We start from the raw sequence: 25,221 nt of genomic DNA, 5'->3' as shown, positions 1-25,221 counted from the left end.
GCGCCAGCCTGCGCGCCCCGGGACCACACCGGGGCGCCCGCCCCTTTCCGTCCCGACCATGAACATCACCCTGAAGCAGTTGCGCGTGTTCTGCGCGCTCTACGAGTTGCGCAGCTTCACCGCCGCCGCCCGCGCCGCCTTCGTCACGCAATCGGCCGTCAGCAAGCTGTGCGCGGAACTCGAGGCGGAGGTCGGCCAGCCGCTGTTCGAGCGCTCGACCCGCAGCGTCACGCCGTGCGAGGGCGCGGCCGACTTCTATGCCTATGCCCAGGAGATCCTGGGCACGGTGCGCGCGGCCGAGCGCAGCATGTCCGGCCTGCGCTCGCTGGAACGCGGCGTGGTCGGCGTGGCCTGCTCGCCAATGATGATGATCGGCCTGCTCGGCGGCGTGATCGCCCGCTATCATCGCCACTACCCGGGCGTGAAACTGGAACTGTTCGAGCTCAATACCGACGAAACCATCGACCATGTGCGCCACGGCCGCGCCGACTTCGGCATCGTGTCCACCGACACAGCCGGCGATGAACTGGCCGCGCGCATGATCTACCGCGACACCATGCACGTCGTGCATGCCCCAGGCCACCCGCTGGCGCGGCGCGGACAGGTGCGCTGGGCCGACCTGGCCGCGCACGAACACGTCACGCTGCGCAACGTCTACAGCGTGCGCCGCGCCGTCGACCGCATCGGCGGCGAACTCGACCTGCAATTCCAGTCCGGCATCGAAGCCGGCATGCTGGCCTCGGTGCTGAACCTGGTGCGCGCCGGTCTGGGCATCACCGTGGTGCCCGGCTACGCCTGCGCCTTCGCGCGCCAACTGGGCCTGGTCACCGCGCCCATCGGCGGCGCCGGCCAGCGCGGCCATGCGCTGTGGCTGATCCAACGCCACAGCGCGCGCCTGTCGCTGGCGGCGGACGCCTTCCTGGCCAGCCTCGAAACCACATTGCGGGCGCGCGAAGCGGCGCCGGACCCGACCCGCTATGACGAAAGCGACGGCGGACCTTGAACCGGCGCGCCGGAGGCAACTTATCCGGATACGGAATAGGTCTATGAAAATTAGTCCCTTGTTGAGATAAGCCACGCGGTCGCATCATGGCATCCGTCCCGCTGCCCGCCACGCAGCGGGGCCACAGAAAAACACAGGAGACCCCCATGACCCGCCCCCCGGAACGCAACCGCCTGCGCCTGTTCGCCGCCACCTGCGCCCTGGCCCTGGCCGCCGCCAGCGGCGCCGCGCAAGCCGGCGACGCCTACCCCGACAAGCCCATCACCATCGTGGTGCCGTTCTCGCCCGGCAGCGCCACCGACACCAGCGCCCGCATTCTCAGTGAGAAGCTGGGGCCGCGCCTGGGCGTGCCGATCGTGATCGAGAACAAGCCTGGCGCCTCGGGCACCATCGGCGCCTCGTCCGCCGCGCGCGCCGCGCCCGACGGCTATACGCTGATCCTCACCAGCAGCTCGACGCACTCGGCCACGCCCGCCCTGTTCCGCAAGCTGCCGTACGATCCCACCGGCGACTTCATCCACGTCATCCGCATCGCCACCATTCCCATGATGCTGGTGGCGCGCGCCGACTCGCCCTACGACAGCGTGTCGCAACTGGCGCAGGCCACCCGCGCCAGGCCGCTGAACTATGCCTACGGCTCGCCCACCAGCCAGATCGCGGGCGCCACCTTCAACAGCGTCGCCGGCGCCGCCGCCAACGCCGTGCCCTACAAGAGCCAGCCCCCCGCCGTCACCGACCTGCTGGGTGGCCACGTCGATTATTTGTTCGCCGACCTGTCGGTGGTCACGTCGTTCATGCACAGCGGCAAGCTCAAGGGCATCGCTTTCACCGGCCAGGCCCGCTCGAAGGACTTCCCCGACGTGCCGACGCTGGCCGAACTGGGCTACAGGAATTTCGACCTGGTGGTGTGGGTGGGCGTGGCCGCGCCCAAGGACACCCCCGCGCCGGTGGTCGAGCGCCTGAACCGCGAGATCACGCGCATCCTGAACGAGCCCGACAGCATCGCCAAGTTCGAGACGCTGGGCATGCAGGTCGCGCCCAACACGCTGGCAGAACACCAGGCCTTCGCCCAGTCGCAGCGCCAGATCTGGACCCAGCGCGCGATCGACGCGAAGATCGAGCCGCAATAAGCGCGCCGGGCGGCCTCAGCCCATCCGGACCGGGGCCGCCGCATTGGCCTGCGGCATCACGGCCAACCGCAGGCCCATCGCCTTGAGAATCGCCAGCAGGCTGGCCAGCGATGGGTTGCCCTTGGGCGACAGCGTGCGGTAGAGCTGGGTCGGGTTCACCCGCGCCTGCTCGGCCACCGCCTGCATGCCACCAAACGCCTGGGTCATCTGGCGCAGCACGATCAACAATTCGGCCTGGCTGCCATCCGCGAGAATCTCGTTGAGCGTCGCCAACGCAAGATCCCGATCGCCGGCGTACACCTGCGCCATCGCTTCGTCGTGGAGTCTGCTTTTCATGGTTTCCTGTCCCAGCCCGATAGCTATTCGAATCCAGCTTGGCGAGACCGTACCGCCGCAGCCGCACCGTGCCTCGTCAATAAACGAATCTTAAACGGACACGCGCCAAACACCCGGCGCTTTCCGAAAAAGCGCACGGGCGCCGAAGCGCCCGTCCGTCCTGCCTGGATCGCGGCTACCCGTCAGAACCGATACTGCGCCGTGGCGATCACCGTGCGCGGCTCGCCCACCCGGATCTGTCCGGCGCTGGTGGCCGAAGCGTAGTAGGTCTTGTCGGTGAGGTTGCGCACCGCCAGGCGCCAGTCCCACTGGCCGGTGCGGTAGCCGATCAGCGCGTCCCAGGTGGCGTAGCCCGGCAGCACCGCGGAGTTGGCGTTGTCGGCGTAGCGCTGGCCGACGAAGGTCAGGCCGGTCTCGCCATACAAGCCCTCGGCCGGCTTGTAGGTCAGGAACACGCTGCCGTTGCGCCGCGCCACATTGCTGACGCGGTTGCCGGCCAGGCCGTTGTTGTCTTCGACGATGGAGGCGTTCTGCAGCCCGATACCGCCGCGCAGGTACCAGTTGCCCGTCAGGCGCCCGGCCGCGGTCAGCTCGATGCCGCGCGAACGCTGCTTGCCGGTCAGCAGCACGATGTTCGGATCGACTGGATCGCGGGTACGGCGGTTGTAGAGTTCCAACTGGTACAGCGCCAGCGTGGTGCTCAGTTGGCCATCGAGCCAGTCGCTCTTGACGCCCACTTCGTATTGGCGCGTGTGCTCGGGGTCGACGTCATTGGCGTTGCCGGACGCGTTCGGGGTGATGCCGATCAGGCTGCCGCCCACCGGCGAGAAGGTCTTGCTGTACGAGGCATAGAACGAATGCTCGCGCAGCGGAGTCCACACCACGCCGGCGCGCGGGCTCAGGCCGCGGTTGTCGCGCCGGGCCGAAATATCCAGTATGCGGTTGGTGGAATCGACGCGGAAGCGGTCCATGCGCAGCCCCAGCAGCACCTGCCAGGAATCATCCAGCTTGATCTGGTCCTGCACGTAATAACCCTGGCTGCGGGTCTTGTGCCGGGCCGAACTGCTGAGCGCCATGGCCCCTTCATGCTGCCGCGACAGATCCGGATCGTAAAGGTCCAGCGCCGGCATGGCCTGCCCGCCCGCGCGGGGCGTCAGCATGTTGTAGAGATCGGGCGAACGCTCCTGGTTGGCCAGCTCGACGCCGAACAGCACCCGGTGCTCGATGGCGCCGGTATGGAACAGGCCCTCGGCTTCCAGGTTGTTGTTGATGCTGCGGGTGTTCAGGTCCTGCTGCCAACGGGTACGGGTAACCTTGCCGGTGGCGGCGTTGTAGCCGGTCAGGTAGGTATTGTCGAACTTGCTGTCCAGCGCGAACACGCCCAGCGTGTAGCGCAACTGCCAGCCCGGCGCCACGGTGTAGGCCAGGCGCGAGCGGAACGATTGGGCGCGGTCGTCGATGTAGTCGCGGTCGGGGTCGCCGTAGACGGTCGAGCGGCCGACGTCGGCGGGCCGGCCGTTGACGCTGGGAATGCCGCGGTCCGGGGTGCGGTCGTAGCGGCTGTATTCATACTGCACCAGCCAGTCCAGGTTGGGCGTGATGCGCCAGTTCAGCGACGGCGCCACCAGTTGGCGGGTGCCGCCGATCTTGTGGCGGAAGCTGTTGCTGTCTTCCTGGCCGATGTTCAGGCGGACGCTGACGTTTTCACCCGGGTCGGCGCTCAGGTCGCCGTAGAAGCTGCGCAGGTCCCAACTGCCGGCCTGGGCTTCAAGCGTGGATTCGCGGCCCGGCTGCGGCGCCTTGCTGACGCGGTTGACGATGCCACCCTGGCTGCCGCGGCCATACAGCACCGCCGCCGGCCCCTTGAGCACTTCGACGCGCTCGATGTTGTGCAGGTCGCGCACATACTGGCTGTCGTCCCGGATGCCGTCCAGGTAGAAGTCGTTGCTGGCATCGAAACCGCGGATGCGCAGCGAATCGAAGCGCGTATCCGAGGCGTTGCTGACGTTGGGGATGCCGGACAGGGCCTCGCCCAGCGTGCTGATACCGTAATTCTGCAGATTCTCGACCTTGACCGTGTCGATGGCCTGCGGCACGTAGCGGGCCGGGGTCTGGGTGCGGGTGGCGGTGGTGACTTCGGGCACCCGCGGGTCATCCGCATTGGCGCCTTCGACACTGATGGCGGGCAGGTGCGCCGGCTCGGCGGACAAGGAAACGGCGGGCATCAACGCGGCCAGCGCGGCACCCAGGGCCAGGGTGCGCGGGACAGTGAAAACAGGCATCGCAAGCTATGTGTAAGTTTTATAGAGCCGCGACAATATCAGAAATGAATCTCATTTGTATATGAGATTATTCTCATTTAGTGCGTGGCCCATACTTCCGTTGCGGCGCCACAACGACCGCGCCGCGCCGTTTCCGCGCGAGCGCCGCCCCCGCCCCCGCCCCAACCATTTGCACGAGGCCGCCATGCGGCGCATGCCGGCCCCGGCCTTCGCAGATCTGCGGCGATCATCGTCCACATCGACGAGGCGCGCGTCATCCATGCGCACGACGCCATCGCCCCGAACGCAAGGATCTCCAACAATCACTCCGATGTTTGCACTACGGACAACTCTGGCCGGACGGACGAGGTTTGCATGAGAGGGACTGGGGTGCCGCTGTATTAGGCTGGCCCGGCAGTACTCCGACTCACCTTGATCGATTGGACGAAAGCAAATGAATCAACTCATTCATCCGGACTGCCATCCCTTTACCGCCGCAGGCAACCTGAAGCAAGTCTCCGCGTTCTATGAGGAAGGACGACGTGTCATGTGGATGATGCTGCGCGCCCAGCCGCGCCCCTGCTTCAATCACGAATTGATCGACGAAATCATGACCTTGGCGCGCGCCGCCAAGGATTCCGGCCTGCCCATCGACTTCTGGGTCACGGGCTCGCTGGTGCCGCAGATCTACAACGTCGGCGGCGACCTGAATTTCTTCGCCGAAGCCATCCGCACCGGGCGGCGCGAGGCGCTGCGCGCCTATGCCCGCGCCTGCGTCGACTGCGTCCATGCCGCTACCCGTGGCTTCGACACCGGCGCGGTGTCGCTCGCCATGATCGAAGGCACGGCGCTGGGCGGCGGCTTCGAGGCGGCGCTGGCGCACCATTTCGTGCTGGCGCAGAACAACGCCCGCATGGGCTTCCCCGAAATGGCCTTCAACCTGTTTCCCGGCATGGGCGGCTATTCGCTGGTGGCGCGGCGCGCGGGCATGAAGCTGGCCGAGGAACTGATCGGCACGGGCGAATCGCACACCGCCGAATGGTTCCAGGCGCGCGGGCTGGTGGACGTGCTGTTCGAGCCGGGCGATGCCTACAAGGCCACCCGCACCTTCATCGACGTGATGCGGCCCAAGCTCAACGGCATGCGCGCCATGCTGCGGGCCCGCCAGCGCGTGCTGCAACTGACTCGCTCCGAGCTGATGGACATCACCGAGGACTGGGTCGAGGCCGCCTTCATGATCGATCCGAAGGACCGTGCCTATATGGAGCGGCTGGTGCTGGCGCAGAACCGGCGCGCGCCGGCCGGCCCCGAAAGTCTGGTGGACGCCACCATGCATTGAGTGCCGGCGAGCGCCGGCCGCATCAGGCGATCAGATGCAGCCGGCGCCGCTGCGCCAGCCAGGTGGTCAGTTCGGCGGCGGGCATGGGCTTGGCATACAGGTAGCCCTGCTTGGCATCCACGCCCAGCGTATCCAGGAAGGCGGTCTCTTCCTGGGTTTCGACGCCCTCGGCAATCACCTCCAGTTCGAGCGTGCGGGCCACCGCCACGATGGCCCGCGCCAGCGCCTGCGACACCGGATTCTCGTTGACCCCGCGCACGAAGCTGGCGTCCAGCTTGATCGCGTCCAGCGGAATGCGCGCCAATTGCGACAGCGACGAATAGCCGGTGCCGAAATCGTCCAGGTGGACCCGGGCGCCCAGTTGGCGGAACTGCTTCATCAGTTCGATCGCCGCGACCTCGTCCTCGATCAGGCAGCTTTCGGTCAGTTCGATGTCGAGCAGGCAGGGGGCCAGGCCGGCGTCATTGATGGCGCGCATGAACTCGCTGACCACGCCCTTGTCGTCCAACTGGCGCGCCGACACGTTCACCGCCACCCTCAGGTTCAGGCCGTCGCGCTTCCAGGCCGCGGCCTGGCGCGCGGCCTCGCGCATCACCCACACGCCCAGTTGCGAGATCAGGCCGGACTCTTCCGCGTAGGGAATGAAGACGCTGGGACAGATCATGCCGCGTTCGGGCGAACGCCAGCGCAGCAGCGCCTCGACCCCGTCGACCTCGCCGCCGCGGCCAGCCAGCTTGGGCTGGTAGTACAGCATCAGGTGGCCTTCGGCCAGCGCCTTGCGCAGATTGGTATCGAGCCAGACATAGTCGGCGTTGCGGCGGTCCATCTCGGGCTGGAACACGCGGTAGGTGTGGCGGCCGGCTTCCTTGGCCACGTACATGGCAATGTCGGCGCTGCGCACCACGCTGTCCAGGTCCTCGCCATGCTCGGGATACATGGCGATGCCGATGGAGCAACTGGTGTAGACCTCGATCAGCTCCTGGCGGAACGGTTCGCGCAGGCGTTCGATGATGCGCGCGGCGGTGGCCTCCAGTTGCCAGGCCTCGGCATGTTCCTGCAGCACCAGGAATTCGTCGCCGCCCAGCCGCGCCAGCGTCTGGCCAGGCGCCAGGCAACTGGAAATGGCCACCGCCACCGACTTGAGCAGGCGGTCGCCGAAACCATGGCCGTAGTGGTCGTTGATGCGCTTGAAGTTGTCCAGGTCCAGGAACAGCACGCCTCCGCTGGCGCCCTCGCCTTCGGCCAGCGCCGCCTTCAGGCGCGTGGTGATGGCGTGGCGGTTGGGCAGGTTGGTCAACATGTCGGTGTTGGCCAACACCCGCAGGCGCTCCTGCGCCTGGCGTTCCTCGGTGATGTCGGTGCCCGAGCAGATCAGGTAGACGCGCTTCTCGCCGCTGCCGCTGGTGACGAACTTGTTGCGGAACAGGAACAGCCGCGGCCCCTTGACCGTGTTGATCAGGCGCTCGACCTCATAGGACTGTCCGCGCTTGTAGAACTCGGCGATGTTGCGGCGCGAGGCGGCGGCCTCTTCGCGTGTCATGAACATGTCGAACACGCTGCGCCCGACGATGTCCTGCTCGCGCTTGCCGGTGTATTCCTCGCTGACCTTGTTGAAGCGCTGCACGCGCCCGTGCTGGTCGACGATGACGATGACCGAATTGGCTTCGGATACCACGGTCTCGGCGAACGACAGGCCTTCGACCAGATCGCGCGCCACCGAATCGGTGTCGGTATGCGCCGAGGCCGTGCCGGCCCACTCGTTGGGATTGATCTTGCGGCCGACCAGCCGCAACTGCACCGGGTCGCCATAGAGCACGATGTCGATGCGCAGGCTGGCGGTGATGCCGGTCAGGGCGCGAATCGCCTGCGCCTGCTCGGGCTTGAGCGCCATGGCGATGTTGGTGGCGCCCTTGACGGCGGATAGTTCGATCGCGTCGCTGTCGGCCGCCAGCCTCCAATAGGGGCTAGGCGTACCGAAATGCAGGTACAGGATCGATTTTTCGTCCTGAGTCTGAGTCATTGGTGTCCCCCGCCATCCTAGGAAGGCCTGCGACAAACATTACGGCCTAGTCAGTTCGGGGTCAACCACCCGCGTGAACCGCGTTTGGCCACTATTGCGGATTATTTCACGGGGCTCGGCGATGGCAGGGTGCCCTCCCACCACCGCGCTACGGATGATTCACGGGACGCGCACCGGCTTCAGACCGGTTGCGCGGCGTGCCGCCAGGCATGCAAACAATTTCGTCGAAAATTTGTGACTATTTCCTGAATGTGGCGCAAATGAAGCAGCGGGCGGGGCGCGCCGGTCCCCGCCCCTCGCCCGAATGGCTTATTCGGGCTTGACCCCGGCCTCGTCGATGACCTTGGTCCAGCGCGCCACCTCGGCCGACACGCGGGCGCCGGCATCGGCCGGCGTGGTCCATTCGGCGATGGCGCCCTGGTTCAGCAGCGATGCCTTCACGCCCGGCTTGGCCAGGATCTTCTTGAGTTCGCCGTTCAGCCGATCAATCACCGGCGCCGGCGTGCCGGCCGGCGCGACGATGCCGAACATGGAGCTGACTTCGAACCCCGGCAGGCCGGCCTCGGCCGCCGTCGGCACGTCGGGCAGCGCGGCGACGCGCTGCGCCGAAGTCACCGCCAGGGCGCGCAGCTTGCCCGCCTTGATGCTCGACTGCGACGCGGGCACCGTCTCGATCATGCTGAGCACCTGGCCCCCCATCAGATCGGTCATGGCCGGGCCGCTGCCCTTGTACGGGACGTGCAGGATGTCCACGCCCGCGGCGCGCTTGAACATTTCACCGGCCAGGTGCTGCGGCGAGCCGTTGCCGGCCGAGGCCATGGTGATATAGCCCGGACGCGACTTGGCCAGCGCGATCAATTGCTTCAGGTCATTGGCCTGCACCGAGGGATTGACCACGAACACCAGCGGCACGGTGCCGACGATGGACACCGGCGCGAAGCTCTTTTCCACGTCATAGGTGACGCGGCCGCGGTACAGCGCCGCGTTGATCGAATGGCTGGTGAGCGCGCCCATCAGCAGCGTGTAGCCGTCGGGCTGGGCCTTGGCGACCTGGTCGGCGCCGATGTTGCCGGCGGCGCCGGCGCGGTTCTCGACAATCACCGATTGGCCCAGCGCGCCGGTCAGTTCCTGCGCCAGCACGCGGCCGATCACGTCGGTGGCGCCGCCGGGCGGGTACGGCACGATCAGGCGGATGGGCTTGTCGGGATAGGCGTCGGCGGCCAGGGCGGGCGCCGCGGCGCCGGTACACAAGGCCAACAGGGAAAGCAGCAAGGCGCGGCGGGGCCGCAGACGCAGGTCTGACATGTAGGTCTCCTGCCGGGATGGGTATAGGAATGGAATGGACGCCCGGCTCGTCATCGGCGCCAGTGTAGGAGGCTCATCTTGATTGATGAATCAGAATTTTTCTATCGACTGATCTAAATTCAAGATCAATAAACATTTCCACCAAAAGCGCTTGCCGGGCATTTCCAAGGCTGTATATGATCATCGCCCTGGATTATCGATAATATTATCGGGAAGAAAAATGACGGACGAGACCAAGGGCGGCAAGCCCGCCCAGGGCCCCTTCGACAGCGACGGCGCGCGCAGCACCGGCGTGGCGCGCGGGCTCACCAACTACGGCGACACCGGCTTTTCGCTGTTCCTGCGCAAGGCCTTCATCAAGGGCGCCGGTCTGTCCGACGGCGCGCTGGCGCGTCCCATCATCGGCATCGTCAACACCGGCAGCAGCTACAACCCGTGCCATGGCAACGCGCCGCAACTGATCGAGGCGGTCAAGCGCGGCGTGATGCTGGCCGGCGGCCTGCCGATGGACTTCCCCACCATCTCGGTGCACGAGAGCTTCTCGCAGCCCACCAGCATGTACCTGCGCAACCTCATGTCGATGGACACCGAGGAAATGATCCGCGCCCAGCCGATGGACGCGGTGGTGCTGATCGGCGGCTGCGACAAGACCGTGCCGGCGCAACTGATGGGCGCCTCGTCGGCCGGCGTGCCCGCGATCCAGTTGGTGACCGGCTCGATGCTGACCGGCTCGCATCGCGGCGAACGGGTCGGCGCCTGCACCGATTGCCGCCGCTACTGGGGCCGCTACCGCGCCGAGGAAATCGACGCGCCCGAGATCGCCGACGTCAACAACCAGCTGGTGGCCAGCGTCGGCACCTGTTCGGTGATGGGCACCGCCAGCACCATGGCCTGCCTGACCGAAGCCATGGGCATGATGGTGTCCGGCGGCGCGTCCGCCCCCGCTGTCACCGCCGACCGCGTGCGCGTGGCCGAGCGCACCGGCGCCACCGCCGTCGCCATGGCGGCGGCCCGCCTGACGCCCGACCGCATCATCACCGGCAAGTCCATCGAGAACGCGCTGCGCGTGCTGCTGGCCATCGGCGGCTCGACCAACGGCATCGTGCACCTGACCGCCATCGCCGGCCGCCTGGGCATCGACATCGACCTGGCCGGACTCGACCGCATGAGCCGCGAAACGCCCGTGCTGGTGGACCTGAAGCCCTCCGGCCAGCACTATATGGAAGACTTCCACCACGCCGGCGGCATGCTGGCGCTGCTGCGCGAACTACGGCCGCTGCTGCACCTGGACGCGCTGACGGTGTCGGGCCGCACCCTGGGCGAGGAGCTGGACGACGCCCCCGCGCCCTTCAAGCAGGACGTGATCCGCAGCGTCGCCGCGCCGATCTATCCGGTGGGCGGCCTGGCCGTGCTGCGCGGCAACCTGGCGCCCGGCGGCGCCATCATCAAGCAGTCGGCCGCCAATCCCGAGCTGATGGAGCATGAAGGTCGCGCCGTGGTGTTCGAGGACGCCGAGGACATGGCCCGCCGCATCGACGACGAGGCGCTGGACGTGACCGCCGACGACGTGCTGGTGCTCAAGCGCATCGGCCCCACCGGCGCGCCCGGCATGCCCGAGGCCGGCTATATGCCGATCCCCAAGAAGCTGGCGCGCGCCGGCGTCAAGGACATGGTGCGGATTTCCGACGGCCGCATGAGCGGCACGGCGGCCGGCACCATCGTGCTGCACGTCACCCCCGAGGCCGCGATTGGCGGGCCGCTCGCCTACGTGCAGAATGGCGACCGGATCCGCCTGTCGGTGGCGCGGCGCGAAATTGCCCTGCTGGTCGAAGACGCCGAGCTGGCGCGCCGCATGGCCGCCGGCCCGGTCGAACGCCCGGCCGCCGAGCGCGGCTACCGCAAGCTGTTCCTGCAGACCGTGACGCAGGCCGACCAGGGCGTGGACTTCGACTTCCTGCGCGCCGGCGCCACGCACGATACCGTGCCCAAGCCTTGACACCCTGCCTGACGCCCATGAACGCCATCTCCCCCGCCTCCCTGCAACCGCAAGCGCCCGACGCCCTGGCGGCGGCGGTAGCCGCGCTGGAGGAAGACATCGTCTTCGGCCGGTTGCATCCGCGCGAGCGGCTGACCGAGGACGATCTGATGGCGCGCTTCGGCCTCAAGCGCCACGCGGTGCGCCAGGTGCTGGCGGACCTGGAACTGCTGGGGGTGGTCGAACGCAAGCGCAACATCGGCGCGGTGGTGCGGGCCTACTCGGCGCGCGAGGTCATGGAACTGTATGCGCTGCGCGAAGTGCTGGAAGTGCATGCCGCCAGCCAGATGCCGCTGCCGGTGGCCCCGGCGCGGCTGGCGGCGCTGGTGACGGTGCAGCGCGAACATGACGCGGCGGTGGCCGACGGCGACGCGCGCCGCGTGTTCCGCAGCAACCAGCGCTTTCACCGTGAGTTGTTCGGCCTGCTCGACAACGCGGTGCTGGGCCAGGCTATCGAGGAATACGCGCGCCGCACCCACCCGATCCGCTTCGGCTCGCTGGCGGCCGCCCATTACCGCGAGCGGGCCCGCCAGGAACACTGGGCCATGATCCACGCGCTGCGCGACGGCGACCGCGCGGCCCTGATGGCATTGTGCCGCGAGCACCTGCTGCCCTCGCGCGACGCCTACCTGGCATCGGAACAGGCGCGCCGCGGCGCCTGAACGGGCACCACGCGGAACCTGGCAGCGGACGGCCGCCCCCCCCCACGCGCGGACCGAACGCGGCGCACGCGCATGACGCATCGAACGCCACGACGGGGCATGACCTGGCGGCCGCCTTGTCTTGCCAAGGTCACGCCTCAGCGGGCCTCTTCGGCCAGATACTGGCGCAGCATCGCCACCAGCGCCGCGGCCGCCGGCGGCAGGCTGCGGTTGCGCGCCGTCACCAGCCCGATCGAGCGTTCGGCCACCGGGCCGGTCAGCGGCCGCTGCACGATGCCGTGCTGCGCCACCGCGCCGGCCGCGATTTCGGGCAGCGCCGCCACCCCGAAACCGCATTCCACCATCGCCACGATGGTGGTCAGGTGCTCGGCCTCGAAGGCCGGCGTGAAGCGGATGCGGTTCTGCAGGAAGGCCCATTCGGTGTATTGGCGCACGCTGCTCGGATGCACCATGGACACATGCGCGGCGCCGGCCGTGTCGGCCCAGCGCAATGGCCCCTTGGCGCGCGCCAGGGCGTGGCCCTCGGGGATCAGCAGCAGAAAGCTGTCGGACATCAGCGGCTGGTAATGCAGGTCGGCGTGCTGCGGGTCGGCGGCGGTCAAGGCGAAATCCACGTCGCCCGCGCGCACCAGGTCGAAGGCCGGGCCGGACAGCGTATCGCGCACCTTCAGGGCCACCTGCGGATGCGCCTGGCGGTAGGCCATCAACACCCGCGGCAACAGCCGCGCAGCCAGCGACGGCAGCGCCGCCACCGAGACCTGGCCGTGTTCGGCGCTGGCGATGCCGCTGACCGCGGCAATGGCATCGCGGAACGCCACCTGCAGGGCCGCCGCCTGCTGCATGAAGACCTCGCCCGCCGCCGTCAGCCGCACGGTGCGGGTGGTGCGGTCGAACAGGCGCACGCCGAGCGCGTCCTCGATACGCTGGACCTGCGTCGACAGCGCCGACTGCGACAGGTGCAGTTGCGCCGCCGCCTGGCGGAAATTGAGGGTGCGGCCCAGCACCAGGGTGGTGTCGATATCGCGCATCGAGAGATTGATCTGCATCGCGGCGAGCGCCTTTTTGATTGATCTTGTTTGTCGATCATTCTATCCAAAAAATCTGATTCATCAATCAAACAAGCTTCTCTACACTCGGCGCCCAATACAGACAGACGCTGATGCAACAGCGGTTTCAGGACAAGGAGCAAAGCATGCAGACGGACGCGAAGGCCCTGCCCAATCCGGGCGCGGCGCATGCGGTGGTGGTGGGCGGCGGCACCATGGGCGCCGACGTGGCGGTGGTGCTGACGCGCGCCGCCTGCCGCACCACGGTGATCGAGCCCGACGCGGCGCGCGCGGCCGCGCTGCCGGCGCGCGTGGCGGACAACCTCGAGACCATCGGCCGCAAGGCGCTGGTGTCGCAACTGGCGACGGCGGCCAGCCTGGACGACGTGGATTGGACCGGCGTCGACCTGGTGATCGAGTGCGTGCCGGAGCGGCTCGACATCAAGCAGGCGCTGTTCGCCGGGCTGGTGCAGCGCGCCCGGCCCGACGCCATCCTGGCGAGCAACAGTTCCAGCTTCCCGATCAGCGCCATCGGCCAGGGCCTGGCCACGCGCGAACGCATGCTGGGCCTGCACTTCTTCATGCCGGCGCACCTGGTGCCGCTGGTCGAGGTGGTGATGGCCGAGACCAGCGACGAGGCCCGCGCCGACGCGCTGATCGCCTTCATGCGCCGCTGCGGCAGCGTGCCGGTGAAGGTGCGCCAGGACCTGCCGGGTTTCCTGGCCAACCGCCTGCAGCACGCGCTGTCGCGCGAAGCCTTCAACCTGATCGACCGCGGCATCGCCTCGCCCGAGGACGTGGATGCGGCGGTGCGCTTCGGCTTCGGCTTCCGCTTCCTGGCGGCCGGGCCGGTGATGCAGCGCGACCACGCCGGCATCGACGTGCACGCGGCGGCGGGCGCGACCATGTACCCGACCTTCTGCAATGATGACCATCCGGCGCGCTGCCTGACCGAGCGCGCCGCCGACGGCCGCTACGGCATGAAGGCGGGCGAAGGCTTCTATGCCTGGACGCCGGAAACCATTGCCGCCGAACGCGCGCGCTATGACCGCCTGCTGCGCGCGGGCCTGGACCTGATCGCGCCGGAACTGCCGGAGATCCAGCCATGAGCGCCGTGAACCTCCCCCGCCCGGCCCTGGCCGAGTCGCCCGTCATCGTGACGGTGGCGCCCAACGGCGCCTACAAAAAGGCCGCCGACCATCCGGCGGTGCCGCTGACGGCCGAGGCCCTGGCTCGGGAAGCGCGTGCCTGCCTGGACGCGGGCGCGGCGATGATGCACATGCACGTGCGCAAGCCGGACGGCAGCCATCTGCTGGACGCGCAGGCGTACCGCGAGGCGCTGGCGGCGGTGCGCCGCGCGGTGGGCGACGAGCTGCTGGTGCAGGTGACGAGCGAGGCGGCTGGCGTGTACCAGGCGGCCGAGCAGATGGCGCTGGTGCGCGAGCTGCAGCCGGAGGCGGTGTCGATCGGCCTGCGCGAGATCGCGGTGCCGGAGATTCCGGAAGACGAACTGGCGGCGTTCCTGGCCTGGGTCGCCGAGCGCCGCATCATGACGCAGATCATTCTGTACGACGAAGGCGACGTGCGGCGCTGGCTATCGCTGCGCGCGCGCGGGCTGGTGCCGCCGGGCGCATGGTCGGTGCTATTCGTGCTGGGACGCTACAGCGTGGGGCAGACCTCGTCGGCCTATGACCTGCTGCCGTTCCTGACGGCCTATGACCATTCGCTGCCTTGGGCGGTGTGCGCGTTCGGGGCGCAGGAGAACGCCTGCGTGACGACGGCGGCGGCCTTCGGCGGGCATATGCGGGTGGGGTTCGAGAACAATCTGAAGCTGCGGGACGGAAGCATCGCCGCCGGCAATGCCGACCTGGTGCGCCAGGCCGTCGAGGGCGCGCGCGCGCTGGGACGGCCGTTGGCGGACGCGGCGCAGGCGCGCCGGATCTACGGCGCGATTGCCTGACGCCGGGACAAGCCCCGGGGCGGCGGCGCGCCACGCGCCCCGGCCGGCCTTGCCAGCCCGTCCAGGGCGGCCCTAGGCCCGCTCGATGCGCGCCGGCAGTCCCTGCCGCACCGCCGCGCCCGAGACCCAGTCGATCCAGACGTTGGCATGCTCGCCACGCGTCGCATCGCTGAAGCCCAGGTCGTTCAGGTTCACGCCGGCCGCCAGCGCCGGATCGTGCGGCATCGGCTTGCCATCGACCAGGTGGGCGCGCGCGCCCAGTTCGGTGTGGCCATAACCATGCTCGATGCCGACCGCGCCCGGCTGGATGCCATCGCGCAGCAGCGCCAGGCCGGTCACCGCGCCGCCCGGCGTGACGATGCGCACCGGATCGCCGTTGCGCAGGCCAAGCCGCTCGCCGTCCTGCCGGTTGATCGACACCGGATTGTGCGGATGCACCTGGCGCAAGCGGTCCACGCCGATGGACATCGAGCTCATCAGGTTGGACTTGAATGAACTCAGCAGGAACGGCCAGTCGGCGCGCGGATACTGCTCGCGCACGTCGCGGCCGTCGGCCAGCCGCGCCGGATACCAGGTGGGACAGCCGCTATAGCGCTCGCCCGTCATGGCATGGCGGAATCCCGCCAGTTCCTCGCTCCACACCTGCAGCGGCTTGGCCCAGGCCTTGCGGGTCTGGCCGGCGTCGCTCCAGGCCTCGCGCACGCGGTCGAAGCGCCCGCCGCGGCTCATCACCATGGCCACGCGGCGCCACTCCTCGGGCTTGAGCTTGCCTTGCAGCGCATCGCGGTAGCGCGCCACGCCGGTCAGCGCCAGGTCGTCGTCGCTGGCCTCGGGCACCGGCCGCCCGGCGCCGAAGGCGATGTTGGCGATGCCGCGCAGGAAGAAGTCCTCGGCCGTGTCCAGCGGATAGCGGTTGCCGTCCGCATCGGCGATGGCGTTGGCGCCGAAGCCCGGCATGCCGATGCGCTTGGCGCAGGCGATCAGGAACGACTCCAGGCACACCGGCGCGCCCTCGGCGGTGCGCGCCACGCGCGGTTCGACCGCCGGCCAGCGCACCGTCGACGCCTTGGCCACCACGTCGGCCCACGGCGCCGACACGCCCCAGCTTTCGTAGGTGACGGTGTCGGGCACGATGTAGTCGGCCAGCGCGTTGGTCTCGTTGATGAACGGATTGATCGACACCGCCAGCGGCAGGATCTTCGGGTCCTTCAGCTTGTCCAGCAGCACGTTCCTGAACCCGGCGATGCCGTAGACCGGGTTGCTCATGTGGTTGAACCAGACCTTGGCGCGGTACGGATAGCCCGCCAGCGCCGACGCCAGCATCTCTGAGCTCAGGCCACCGGTGGCCGGATACCAGGGCGCGGCGGCCGGATAGACCGGCTGGCCGGCGGCCTGCTTGCGCTTGAACTCGCTCGACTTCTCGTACGGGAAGCGGTTGCGCGACAGGGCCACGCCCTTGGGCGTGGCGCGATTGGCGAAGCCCGCGATGTTGTAGCGCGGCCCCGCGCCATAGGGCGGGAACGGCCCGGCATCCAGCACCAGGCCGCCCTCGACGTTGAGGTTGCCCACCAGCGTGTTGAGCATGGCGATGGCGTAGGCGGTGTAGAAGCCCGCGCCGCTCATGGTGCCGCCGTGCGCATCCGCCACGGCGCGCTTGCCGTGGCTGGTGAAGCGCTCGGCCAGTTCGGCGATCTTGGCCGCCGGCACGCCGCAAAGCGCCGCGTATTCATCCAGCGACTTGCGGTGCGCCTCGTCGCGCAGCAGCGTCAGCGCGCTGCGCACCCGCAGCGCGGCCGGCGCCCCAGCCAGACCGGGCGCGGCCACGGTTTCGTCCGCGAACAGCGTGGCCGGCGCCGCCACCGTGTGCGGCGCCAGCGTGCCGTCCGCCAGACGCACCACGTACACGTCCTCCCACTTTTCACCCGCATCGGCCGGCCTGGCCCAGCCCAGGTCGGCGCCGCGCAGGAAAGTGCCCTGCCGCGGATGGCCAGGCTCGGCGATCACCAGATGCGTGGCGTTGGTCCATGCCGCCTCGCCCGCCGCCTTCATGGCCGCCGGGCCGGGTTGCGCCAGCGCCTGCGCATCAAAGCGCTCGTGGTCGAGAATCCAGCGGATCAGCCCCATCACCAGCGCCAGGTCGCTGGCCGGGTTGACCGGCACCCATTCGTTGCCCGAGCCGGCCGACAGGCTGGACGAAGCCGGCAGCACCGGTGACACCACCACGTAGGCAAAGCCTTCCGCCTCGGGCCGGGTGCGGGCCTCGGCCAGTTGGCGCGCCTGGCGCTGGAACGGGTTGCCGGCCTGCGCCGGCGCCGCGCCGATGAACAGGCCAAAGCGGGCGTTGTCCCAATCCGGCTTGCCATGCGGCATGCTCTTCAGGTCGCCCAGCGCGGCGCCGGCGCCAACGCGGAAGCTCTGTCCGCAGTACGAGCCGTGGTTGCTGAAGTTGACAGTGCCGAACGACTGGCCGGCAAAACGCTGGATCAACGGCGTGCGGCCTTCGTTGGACGCATCGGTGAACAGGAACTGATTGACCTTGGCGCCGTACTCCGGGTTGGCCGGATCCAGCGGCGTGTCGCGGTCGAAGATCGCGCGCAGGCCATCGACGTGGCCCTCGCCGAACAGGTCGCCGCCCTCGCACACCTCCTGCACCAGTTGCTCGAAGGAAATCGTCTGCCACCTGCCCTCGCCGCGGCCGCCGACGCGCTTGAGCGGCTGCAGCACGCGGTACGGGCTGTGCATCTGTTCCAGCATGGCCGAACCGCGCGCACAGGACGTGGCGCGCCCTTCCAGGCCGTTGTCGCCGCCCAGTTGCGCGTAGGTCTCGCGCACCGGCGTATCCATCGCCGCCGGCCGGGTCGTGGCCAGCGGGTGGTACGGGTTGCCCGCCACCCGCAGGATGCGGTTGGCCTCGGTGTCGACGCGCAACCGCACCCCGCACTGCGTCCAGCAGCCAAGACAACTGGAGGGGCTGACGGTCTGGCCGGGCTGGGTCGACAGCAGGCCCGTGACCGGGTCGATGCGGAACTCCGGCGTCAGCGAGTTGCCGCGCACGGCGTGCGCGGTGGGCACGCCGGCGGTGCCTTGCGCCAGGCCCTTGACGGCCTTGCCGACGGTCTCGCCGTAGCCGGCCGCGAACGCGGCCAGGCCGCCGGCGACCACGCCGCCGCGCGCGATCAGCTTGCGGCGCGCGGCGTTGTCGGGTTGATCGGGTCCGTCGGCGTGGGCGTCGGGCGTGTCTTCTCGGTGTTGCTTGTCCATGGTCATCTCGATGCGAATTCTTGTCGGGGCCGGCGGCTCAGGCCGCCAGGCCGCGGATGCGGGCCGGGAACAATTCCAGCGCGCAGGTCACGGCGGCGACCAGCGCGGCGCACAGGCCCAGCACGCCGATCATGCCCAGCAGCCCGTCGCTGCCCCAGGGCATGTCGTACAGGTACAGGCCGGCGCCGTACTTCGGCACGCCCTGCACGCTCATGAACACGACCCAGCGGAAGATCCAGGCGGCGGCCAGCATGGTCAGCGCCAGCGCGGCCGAGGGCAGCGGCGCCGCCAGGGTGCGCGGCGCGCGCTGCAACAGCGCGATCATGCAGAACGCGGTGATCACGGCGCCGGCCAGGCTGGCGCGCCATACCGGAAACTCGCCGAACAGGCGCACTGCCGCCTCGAACGAGGGGTCCACGCCCAGCAGGCCCAGCAGCATCCAGGCGCCCGCGCCGATGGCCATCATCACCACCGCCGTCACGCTCAGGCGGCGCAGCAGTTCGACCGGCAGCGCCTTCATGCCGCCAGGCAGCCAGCGCCCTACCAGGAACATCGCCCCCAGCGCCCCCAGCCACGCAGTCAGCGCGAAGTTCAGCGGCAGGAACGGCGTGTGCCACAGCGGCCGCGCCCGCAACACCATCACTTCGGCGCCGGTGTAGACCAGGATCGACACCGCCGACAGCGCCAGCGCGATGCCCAGCAGCCGCACCCACACCATGCGGCCCCACCACCAGGCGGCGCAGAACAGCACCGCCAGCCCGGTGAAGACCGGCAGCAGCAGCGCTCCCAGCCACATCCACGACCACGGCGTCAGGCGGGTATAGAAATGCCAGAAGCGGCCCGGCTGGTGCAGGTCGGCCAGCAGCGAAACGGGCGCGGCGATGGCGCAAACCAGCAACACGGTGACCGCGGCCGGCAGCAGGCGGCGCGCGGACGATCCCGCCTCGCCAAAGGCGGCGCCGGCGGCGGTCAGGGCCGCGGTCGCGGCAATCCCGATGAGGAAAAAGTACTGCACGGCCCACGGCAGCCAGGCGGCGTCATAGACCGGGGTCAGCAATTCGGTGATCTGCATGGCGCTCCCCTTCTCAATGGCCGCCGGCCAGCCGCACGCCGGCCTGGCCGTCGATCTGGTGCACGAAGGCATCGGGCAGGCCGATGTAATAGACGTGCGGGTCGGTCTTCATCTCGGGCTTGAGCACCTTGATGTCGGCGCGATGCTCGGCCATCAGCCGCGAAATGGCGCTGTCCGGATCGTTCAGGTCGCCGATGATGCGGGCGCCGCCCACGCAGCTTTCGACACAGGCCGGCAGCAGGCCGGCTTCGAGCCGGTGCTCGCAGAAGGTGCACTTGTCGGCGGTCTGGGTATCGTGGTTGATGAAGCGGACGTCATAGGGACAGGCCTGCACGCAATAGCCGCAGCCGACGCAGCGCTGGTTGTCGACCAGCACGATGCCGTCCTCGCGCTGGAACGTGGCCTGCACCGGACAGACCGGCACGCAGGGCGGGTTGTCGCAGTGGTTGCACAGGCGCGGCAGCATCACCATGGCACAGGAGCCGCCATTGTCGGGCTGCACTTCGTACTGCAGGACGGTGGTGCGGAACTGGCCGACGGGCGGTAGGTTCTCGAGCGAACAACTGACCGTACAGGACTGGCAGCCAATGCATTTGCGCAGGTCGACCAGCATGCCGTAGCGCTTGCCGGGGATGCCGGGACGACGGGGGGGTTGCTGGTTGATGCCGGTGCCGGCTTCGGCACGGATGGGGATGATGGTGGCCGCGGCGCTCAGGCCAAGCAGGTTCTTCAGGAAACCACGTTTGCCCGGGAGGGGGACTTCGGGTGGGGGGTGAGGCACAGACTTCTCCGCGAATCATGTCGTTGTGCCATTAACTTATCGCTTCCGGTTATATAGGGATTTGATGCCGATCAATAGGGGACGGATTTATTTCAGACCTTTCTTCTTATGCCCCCGCCCCGACAGACCGCAGGTAGTCGCGATCCTGGCGCAGAAAGGCGGCCAGCAGCGCGCCTAAGGCCGGGTAGAAGCGGAACGTCAGGGTCTTGATGGCGTGCATGCCCGCCAGCCAGACGTCGATCCAGGACAAGAGGGCGGATTCGATGAACGCGGCCTGCTCCCGCGCCTGGCCCGCGCAATCGGCGGACCGATCGCAGGCCTTGGCCCAGTGGGACATCAATCCCAGCATCACGGCGAGATGGTCCTCCGGCTCCTTGAACGGCTCATCGAGCCGCAACCGATTGGACGCCAGCATCGCGCGCATCAGCAGCGCCGGCTTGCCGTACAACTGCCCGCCGCCGTCCAGATAGTGCGAGGCGTAGGGAAGCGGGCGGGCCCGCCCCTCCATCAGGAACAGGGTGGCGAAGTCGGCGGCGTTCTCGACCGCGGCATCCGCGTGCCGCGCCCACTCCTGCAACACGCCAGCCACGGCGTCCGCCTCGCGCGCCATGCCGAGTTGGGCAAGGACGGACATGATTTCCGCGGCGCCCCCGGCCTGGTAAAGCGCCATGGCGTCCCGCCCCAGCTCCCGGGCAAAGAGGGTGGAAAACCATCCATACAACTGCGACCGCATATGGGACGCCGCCACCCATTCAGGGTCGATATGCTCGCTGTTCAACTGCTGCTCCGCAAAAAAAGAGGGAAGGCAACGCGCCCTCCCCGGCTATCCGCTGGCCTCAGAGGCTGGCCATGACCTTGCCGTCGATATCGACCTCGGCCGGACCGCCGAATGCCGTTACCGCCGGCGCGACGCCCTTGAACAGCTCGATTTCCACCAGGCAGGTATTGGCGCTGGTCGCCTGCGCCAGTTCGGATGAACCGACGTCCAGCGTCAATGTGTTGGGATCGCCGTAGGTATCCAGCGCGCCGATCTCGGGTCCGGTGGGCCCATACCAGGCGCCCTCGTGAATGCGGACCACCCCGGGCGGGAAGTCGCTGGAGATGGCGGCGCCCGCCAGCAATTGCCCGCGGTCGTTGAAGACCCGCACCAGGTCGCCCTGGCGGATGCCGCGCTGCCGCGCGTCCTCGGGGCTGATATAGACGGGCTCGCGCCCCTGGATGGTGTAGGTCGCCCGCCGCGACGGTGATTCGCACGTCTGCGAATGGATGCGCTCGTTGGGATGCGAGGACTGCATCCAGAGCGGGTACTTGTCCGAACGCGGACCGTTGTGCGAACGTTCCGCCTTTTCCATCCAGAGCGGATGCCCCTTGCAGTCGCGGTAGCCGAAGCTGGCAAGCTTGCGGCTGTAGATTTCGATGAACCCGGACGGCGTGCCCAGGGCGTTGACTTCCGGATCCTCGCGGAAATCGGCATGCCGCACCCACGGCTTGCCCTCCGGGAACAGCACGTAGCCCTGTTCCCAGAACTGCGCGAAAGGCGGCATGGCGAAGCCCTTGCCGGCGTTCTCCTTGCGGCATTCCTCGTACAGGAATTCGACCCACTGCATCTCGTTCATGTTGCGGGTGTATTCCACATCGCGCTTCATGCGCTTGCAGAAGTCGGTCCAGATGTCGAAATCCGAACGCGAGTGAAACAGCGGATCGACCAGCTTGTGCATGGCGATCACGCCCCGGTTGGAGAAGGTCCCGTAGGCATCGATGTCATTGCGCTCGAACGGCGTGCAGGCCGGCAACACAATGTCCGCAAAGCGGCAGGTGGCCGTCCAGTTGTAATCGATCGCGACCACCGTCTCCAGCTTCTGGTAGGCCCGCTTCATGCGATTGCGATCCTGATGCCGGTGCCACTGGTTGCCGCCCGAGAAAATGGCCATCTTGTAGGGCGGCAGCTTGACCTTGTGGCCGTTGTAGTTGATTTCCTTGCCCGGCTCCAGCAGCGCGTCGATCACGCGGGCCACCGGCACCACCGCGCTGTAGCCTTGAAAGTCGTCGTTCTCGTGCTGGGGCTTGCGGCCGGGGTCCAGGTTCAGCGGGAACGAGCCAGGCATCGACGCCCCCGAGGCCGGCACGCCCGCCGAAGCGTAGTGGTGGACGTAGCTGATGCCGCCTCCCGGCAAGCCGATCTGGCCCAGCATCGTGGCCAGGATCGCGGCCATCCAGTAAGGCTGTTCGCCGTGCTGCTGGCGCTGGATCGCCCAACCGAAGATCAGTTGCGTGCGATTGCCCGCCATCAGGCGCGCCAGTTCGCGGATGCGCCCGGCCGGCACGCCGCAGATGGACTCGGCCCATTCGGGGGTGCGCTCGATCTTGTCCTCGGTCTTGCCCTCGACATAGGCGATGAATTCCTCGAAGCCCACGGCATAGGTCTCGATGAATTTCTTGTCGTACAACTCCTCTTTCCACAGGGTATGGATAAGGCCCAGCATCAGCGCCACATCCGTCATGGGGTTGACGTATTGGTGTTCGCAGCCCAGGTAGTTGCGCGTCTTGCTTTTCACCGGGTCGACGCTGATCACCGAGATCTCGCCGCTGGCCACCTTCTGCTTGAGCCGCGCCAGATGCTCGTAGGCCTCGTGCGTTTCGGTGTTCCAGCCCACCTGCAGGTTCTTGATCGGGTCGCTGGCCCAGAACACCAGCACCTGCGTCTCCTTGAGGATGATCTCCCACGACGTGCCCTGCGAGTACACCTCGGTCGACCCGAGCACGTAGGGCAGGATGGTCTGGCCGGCGCCGGTCGAGTAGTCGCCGGCCGTGCCGACGCTGTTGCCGTGCATCCCCATCGCCCGCAGCATATGGTTGCCGCAACTGTGCATCAGGCCCACCGCGTGCCAGCCGACGTTGCCCACATGCAGCGCCCACGGACCGTAGTCCTTCTGGATGCGCTCCAGCTCGTCATAGAGCAGGTCCAGGGCTTCGTCCCAGCCCACCCGGATGAACCGGTTGTCGCCGCGCGACGCCTGGCCCGCCTGGCTCGGTGCCGCGCCCGCGCGCCGATTGCGATACCAGTCCAGGCGCACCATTGGATAACGCACCCGCGATGGGCTGTACAGCACGTCGAGCGTGCCGTCCAGAATCGGCGTGGGGTGCTTGTCGAACTCGAACGGCTTTATTTCCACCACGTGGCCGGCCACGACCCGGGCCCGGAAGGCGCCCCAATGGGCCCCCGAGAACTTCCAGCGGCCGGGATCGGCCGCGGCCTTGGTGGCGGCCGCGGCCCGCACGACATTGCCATTGCGCAGAAGCGGCGGCACCACGAAGGAACCCAGTGAAGCGGCGACACCGCCCATGAAACGTCGACGGGAGATTTTCATTTCTTGCTCAGTGGGCCGAAGCCACACCGTCCTTGGCTACGAAATCGGAAGAATGCAACTGCAGGTACTTCAGGACCAGCCTGGCGGTCGGGTCATCCATGTTGGTGAACCCGACCATGCCGCCAAACAGCCCCGGCCATTGGTTGGCGTCGTGCGAGGCCTCGTTCGGCTGGCGATGGCACACGCTGCAGCTTTGCGAATAGCTCTTGCGCGCCACCGCCCAGATCGGCTCGACATCAGCCACCAGGCCGCCGCCGCGCAGCCAGACCGTCGCGGAGATCTTCTGCCACTGCAGGCCGGTCACGTCGTCGATGCGGCTTTCGATCACATGGACCACGCCGTCGTCGCGCGACACGTCCTGGCTCAGCACGGCGCTGGTGATATTCATGCCGAAGCGGCCGTACAGCACGCGGGCATAACCCTTGTTCTTTCGCCAGAGCTGCAACTCGACCTGCACCGCGTCCTTTTTCTTCTGCAGCACCTTCACGCCGGTGGCGATCTCGATGGCGCCGATCTCGTGGGCCAGGGTCTCGTCCGCGTAGAGCGGCTGCGGCATGACGCTGTAGTAGTCGCGGCCGGCGTCGATGGCGGCGCCGCGAGCGTCGGCCGTGAGCGCCGCCAGCGCCGGGTTGCCCTGCGACTTGACCTCGGGCAGCCGGTGCGCGATGCCCTTGTGGCAGTCGACACAACTGGCGTCGCGTTCGGCCGCGCCGTGCATGGTGGTCTGCGAGGTCACCCGCATCTTGTCGAAATCCATGCTGGCGTAATCATGGCAATTGCGGCATTCCTTGGAATTGTTCGCCTTGAAGCGGGCCCACTCGCGCGTGGCCAGCACGATGCGGTGTTCCTGGAATTTCTCGGGCGTGCCGATGGTGCCCATCAGGTGCCCCAGCACTTCGCGCGAGGCCTGCATCTTGCGCGCGACCTTGGAGGTGAAGTCATGCGGCACGTGGCAGTCCGGACAGTGGGCGCGCACGCCCGAGCGGTTCTTCCAGTGCACGCTCTGCTGCAGCTCGGGCAGCACGGTGTCGCGCATCGAATGGCAGGAAATACAGAAGGCTTCGGAGTTGGTGGCGTTCATGCCGGTATTGAACAGGGCCAGGAACGTCACGCCGCCCAGGAACCCGCCGATGACCAGCACGCCCAGGCCGATGCGGGTGGCGGGACGCAGCAACAGCGCGCCCGTCCATTGGATGACGGATTTGGCGATCTTGAAGGGATTTTTCATGTCGGTGGCTCAGGCTGCGGCTTTGTAGAACGGAGCATTCATGCCGGCGGCCCCCAGAACAGTATCTGCCCGAACCAGACGATGAATCCGTAGATGCAGATCATCAGGAACGCCACGGCGGGACACGCCACAAAGGCCAGCGACAGGAACTTTGCCCACTCGGCCCCACCACCACTACTGCTGTGCTTGGGTTTGTTTTTCACGGGATACAACATTTTGGATTTGAACGGCTACCGCCCCGAACTGCGCCGCGGCACAAGCAAAACCGACGGTCGTCGCGAAGGCCGATGACGGTTCGAAGCCTTTTCATGATCGACGCGCAGCCCCGGCCTGCACGTTGACATCCATCAAACCCGTCATGCGATGCCCGCTGTAGCGCCGATTACTCAGACAGATCCGAAGCCGCAGGCGGGA

General features: G+C 67.9%; 19 protein-coding genes. 7 read left to right on the top strand and 12 right to left on the bottom strand.

Going from position 1 to position 25,221, the window contains the following annotated elements; genetic code table 11:
* Window positions 1-58 precede the first annotated feature (58 nt).
* Both AC6LKG_RS14260 and AC6LKG_RS14255 read left to right on the top strand, forming a co-directional pair.
* Window positions 59-1,003 (top strand): LysR family transcriptional regulator, encoded by a 945-nt coding sequence (locus tag AC6LKG_RS14260; RefSeq protein ID WP_498165276.1) that lies wholly within the window; start codon window positions 59-61, stop codon window positions 1,001-1,003.
* A gap of 146 nt (window positions 1,004-1,149) precedes the next feature.
* Window positions 1,150-2,133, top strand: coding sequence for a Bug family tripartite tricarboxylate transporter substrate binding protein (locus tag AC6LKG_RS14255; RefSeq protein ID WP_498165274.1), 984 nt, complete (start codon window positions 1,150-1,152; stop codon window positions 2,131-2,133).
* Window positions 2,134-2,148: 15 nt separating this feature from the next.
* Here AC6LKG_RS14255 and AC6LKG_RS14250 read toward each other — a convergent pair whose 3' ends face one another.
* Complete coding sequence (locus AC6LKG_RS14250) at window positions 2,149-2,469, bottom strand: helix-turn-helix domain-containing transcriptional regulator (RefSeq protein WP_498165272.1); 321 nt, start codon at window positions 2,467-2,469, stop codon at window positions 2,149-2,151.
* A 182-nt stretch (window positions 2,470-2,651) separates the two neighbouring features.
* Window positions 2,652-4,751 carry a TonB-dependent receptor gene (locus AC6LKG_RS14245; protein WP_498165271.1) on the bottom strand — a complete coding sequence of 700 codons (2,100 nt, stop codon included), beginning with the start codon at window positions 4,749-4,751 and terminating at the stop codon, window positions 2,652-2,654.
* A 433-nt stretch (window positions 4,752-5,184) separates the two neighbouring features.
* Here AC6LKG_RS14245 and AC6LKG_RS14240 point away from each other — a divergent pair, with 433 nt between their 5' ends.
* Window positions 5,185-6,069: a crotonase/enoyl-CoA hydratase family protein gene (locus AC6LKG_RS14240; RefSeq protein WP_498165269.1), complete on the top strand. Its 885-nt coding sequence runs from the start codon at window positions 5,185-5,187 to the stop codon at window positions 6,067-6,069.
* A gap of 22 nt (window positions 6,070-6,091) precedes the next feature.
* On the opposite strand, the gene pdeR is transcribed toward AC6LKG_RS14240, so the two are convergent.
* Window positions 6,092-8,089, bottom strand: a complete 1,998-nt coding sequence (pdeR, locus tag AC6LKG_RS14235; RefSeq protein WP_498165267.1) for a cyclic di-GMP phosphodiesterase — start codon at window positions 8,087-8,089, stop codon at window positions 6,092-6,094.
* A gap of 309 nt (window positions 8,090-8,398) precedes the next feature.
* Window positions 8,399-9,394: a tripartite tricarboxylate transporter substrate binding protein gene (locus AC6LKG_RS14230; protein WP_498165265.1), complete on the bottom strand. Its 996-nt coding sequence runs from the start codon at window positions 9,392-9,394 to the stop codon at window positions 8,399-8,401.
* A 220-nt stretch (window positions 9,395-9,614) separates the two neighbouring features.
* Between AC6LKG_RS14230 and AC6LKG_RS14225 the strand changes: the two genes are divergently transcribed.
* Both AC6LKG_RS14225 and AC6LKG_RS14220 read left to right on the top strand, forming a co-directional pair.
* Window positions 9,615-11,390, top strand: a complete 1,776-nt coding sequence (locus tag AC6LKG_RS14225; RefSeq protein ID WP_498165263.1) for an IlvD/Edd family dehydratase — start codon at window positions 9,615-9,617, stop codon at window positions 11,388-11,390.
* Window positions 11,391-11,407: 17 nt separating this feature from the next.
* Window positions 11,408-12,091: a GntR family transcriptional regulator gene (locus AC6LKG_RS14220; protein ID WP_498165261.1), complete on the top strand. Its 684-nt coding sequence runs from the start codon at window positions 11,408-11,410 to the stop codon at window positions 12,089-12,091.
* Between the two features lie 137 nt (window positions 12,092-12,228).
* Here the strand turns inward: AC6LKG_RS14220 and AC6LKG_RS14215 are convergent, their stop codons facing one another.
* Window positions 12,229-13,137 (bottom strand): LysR family transcriptional regulator, encoded by a 909-nt coding sequence (locus AC6LKG_RS14215; RefSeq protein ID WP_498165259.1) that lies wholly within the window; start codon window positions 13,135-13,137, stop codon window positions 12,229-12,231.
* A gap of 146 nt (window positions 13,138-13,283) precedes the next feature.
* Between AC6LKG_RS14215 and AC6LKG_RS14210 the strand changes: the two genes are divergently transcribed.
* On the top strand, window positions 13,284-14,246 hold the full coding sequence (locus AC6LKG_RS14210; protein WP_498165257.1) for a 3-hydroxyacyl-CoA dehydrogenase family protein: 963 nt from the start codon (window positions 13,284-13,286) through the stop codon (window positions 14,244-14,246).
* Complete coding sequence (locus tag AC6LKG_RS14205) at window positions 14,243-15,097, top strand: beta-keto acid cleavage family enzyme (protein WP_498165255.1); 855 nt, start codon at window positions 14,243-14,245, stop codon at window positions 15,095-15,097. The genes AC6LKG_RS14210 and AC6LKG_RS14205 overlap by 4 nt, the downstream gene beginning before the upstream one ends.
* Window positions 15,098-15,169: 72 nt before the next feature.
* Here AC6LKG_RS14205 and AC6LKG_RS14200 read toward each other — a convergent pair whose 3' ends face one another.
* The 7 genes from AC6LKG_RS14200 to AC6LKG_RS14170 form a co-directional block, all read right to left on the bottom strand.
* Window positions 15,170-18,358 carry a tetrathionate reductase subunit A gene (locus AC6LKG_RS14200; protein ID WP_498165253.1) on the bottom strand — a complete coding sequence of 1,063 codons (3,189 nt, stop codon included), beginning with the start codon at window positions 18,356-18,358 and terminating at the stop codon, window positions 15,170-15,172.
* Between the two features lie 37 nt (window positions 18,359-18,395).
* Complete coding sequence (nrfD, locus tag AC6LKG_RS14195; RefSeq protein WP_498165252.1) at window positions 18,396-19,430, bottom strand: NrfD/PsrC family molybdoenzyme membrane anchor subunit; 1,035 nt, start codon at window positions 19,428-19,430, stop codon at window positions 18,396-18,398.
* Between the two features lie 13 nt (window positions 19,431-19,443).
* On the bottom strand, window positions 19,444-20,211 hold the full coding sequence (gene dsrO / locus AC6LKG_RS14190; RefSeq protein WP_498165251.1) for a sulfate reduction electron transfer complex DsrMKJOP subunit DsrO: 768 nt from the start codon (window positions 20,209-20,211) through the stop codon (window positions 19,444-19,446).
* Window positions 20,212-20,317: 106 nt separating this feature from the next.
* Window positions 20,318-20,944: a molecular chaperone TorD gene (torD, locus tag AC6LKG_RS14185; protein ID WP_498165288.1), complete on the bottom strand. Its 627-nt coding sequence runs from the start codon at window positions 20,942-20,944 to the stop codon at window positions 20,318-20,320.
* A gap of 103 nt (window positions 20,945-21,047) precedes the next feature.
* Window positions 21,048-23,579 carry a trimethylamine-N-oxide reductase TorA gene (torA, locus tag AC6LKG_RS14180; RefSeq protein ID WP_498165249.1) on the bottom strand — a complete coding sequence of 844 codons (2,532 nt, stop codon included), beginning with the start codon at window positions 23,577-23,579 and terminating at the stop codon, window positions 21,048-21,050.
* 7 nt (window positions 23,580-23,586) lie between these two features.
* Window positions 23,587-24,807, bottom strand: coding sequence for a pentaheme c-type cytochrome TorC (torC, locus tag AC6LKG_RS14175; protein ID WP_498165248.1), 1,221 nt, complete (start codon window positions 24,805-24,807; stop codon window positions 23,587-23,589).
* A 38-nt stretch (window positions 24,808-24,845) separates the two neighbouring features.
* Window positions 24,846-25,010, bottom strand: a complete 165-nt coding sequence (locus AC6LKG_RS14170; RefSeq protein WP_498165247.1) for a periplasmic nitrate reductase, NapE protein — start codon at window positions 25,008-25,010, stop codon at window positions 24,846-24,848.
* Window positions 25,011-25,221: the final 211 nt, after the last annotated feature.

The sequence above is a fragment of the Achromobacter sp. 46006 genome (genome assembly GCF_059761975.1).
Note: the sequence above shows the minus strand (reverse complement) of the source record. Positions and strands in the feature narration are given on the sequence as shown.

Bases quoted from the DNA above. Each gene is read 5' to 3' on its own strand.
- AC6LKG_RS14200 (WP_498165253.1), bottom strand. From the start codon at position 18,358: ATGGACAAGCAACACCGAGAAGACACGCCCGACGCCCACGCCGACGGA.
- AC6LKG_RS14225 (WP_498165263.1), top strand. From the start codon at position 9,615: ATGACGGACGAGACCAAGGGCGGCAAGCCCGCCCAGGGCCCCTTCGAC.
- torD (WP_498165288.1), bottom strand. From the start codon at position 20,944: ATGCGGTCGCAGTTGTATGGATGGTTTTCCACCCTCTTTGCCCGGGAG.
- AC6LKG_RS14245 (WP_498165271.1), bottom strand. From the start codon at position 4,751: ATGCCTGTTTTCACTGTCCCGCGCACCCTGGCCCTGGGTGCCGCGCTG.
- AC6LKG_RS14240 (WP_498165269.1), top strand. From the start codon at position 5,185: ATGAATCAACTCATTCATCCGGACTGCCATCCCTTTACCGCCGCAGGC.
- nrfD (WP_498165252.1), bottom strand. From the start codon at position 19,430: ATGCAGATCACCGAATTGCTGACCCCGGTCTATGACGCCGCCTGGCTG.
- AC6LKG_RS14260 (WP_498165276.1), top strand. From the start codon at position 59: ATGAACATCACCCTGAAGCAGTTGCGCGTGTTCTGCGCGCTCTACGAG.
- AC6LKG_RS14230 (WP_498165265.1), bottom strand. From the start codon at position 9,394: ATGTCAGACCTGCGTCTGCGGCCCCGCCGCGCCTTGCTGCTTTCCCTG.
- AC6LKG_RS14210 (WP_498165257.1), top strand. From the start codon at position 13,284: ATGCAGACGGACGCGAAGGCCCTGCCCAATCCGGGCGCGGCGCATGCG.
- pdeR (WP_498165267.1), bottom strand. From the start codon at position 8,089: ATGACTCAGACTCAGGACGAAAAATCGATCCTGTACCTGCATTTCGGT.
- torA (WP_498165249.1), bottom strand. From the start codon at position 23,579: ATGAAAATCTCCCGTCGACGTTTCATGGGCGGTGTCGCCGCTTCACTG.
- AC6LKG_RS14220 (WP_498165261.1), top strand. From the start codon at position 11,408: ATGAACGCCATCTCCCCCGCCTCCCTGCAACCGCAAGCGCCCGACGCC.
- AC6LKG_RS14205 (WP_498165255.1), top strand. From the start codon at position 14,243: ATGAGCGCCGTGAACCTCCCCCGCCCGGCCCTGGCCGAGTCGCCCGTC.
- torC (WP_498165248.1), bottom strand. From the start codon at position 24,807: ATGAAAAATCCCTTCAAGATCGCCAAATCCGTCATCCAATGGACGGGC.
- AC6LKG_RS14255 (WP_498165274.1), top strand. From the start codon at position 1,150: ATGACCCGCCCCCCGGAACGCAACCGCCTGCGCCTGTTCGCCGCCACC.
- AC6LKG_RS14250 (WP_498165272.1), bottom strand. From the start codon at position 2,469: ATGAAAAGCAGACTCCACGACGAAGCGATGGCGCAGGTGTACGCCGGC.
- AC6LKG_RS14215 (WP_498165259.1), bottom strand. From the start codon at position 13,137: ATGCAGATCAATCTCTCGATGCGCGATATCGACACCACCCTGGTGCTG.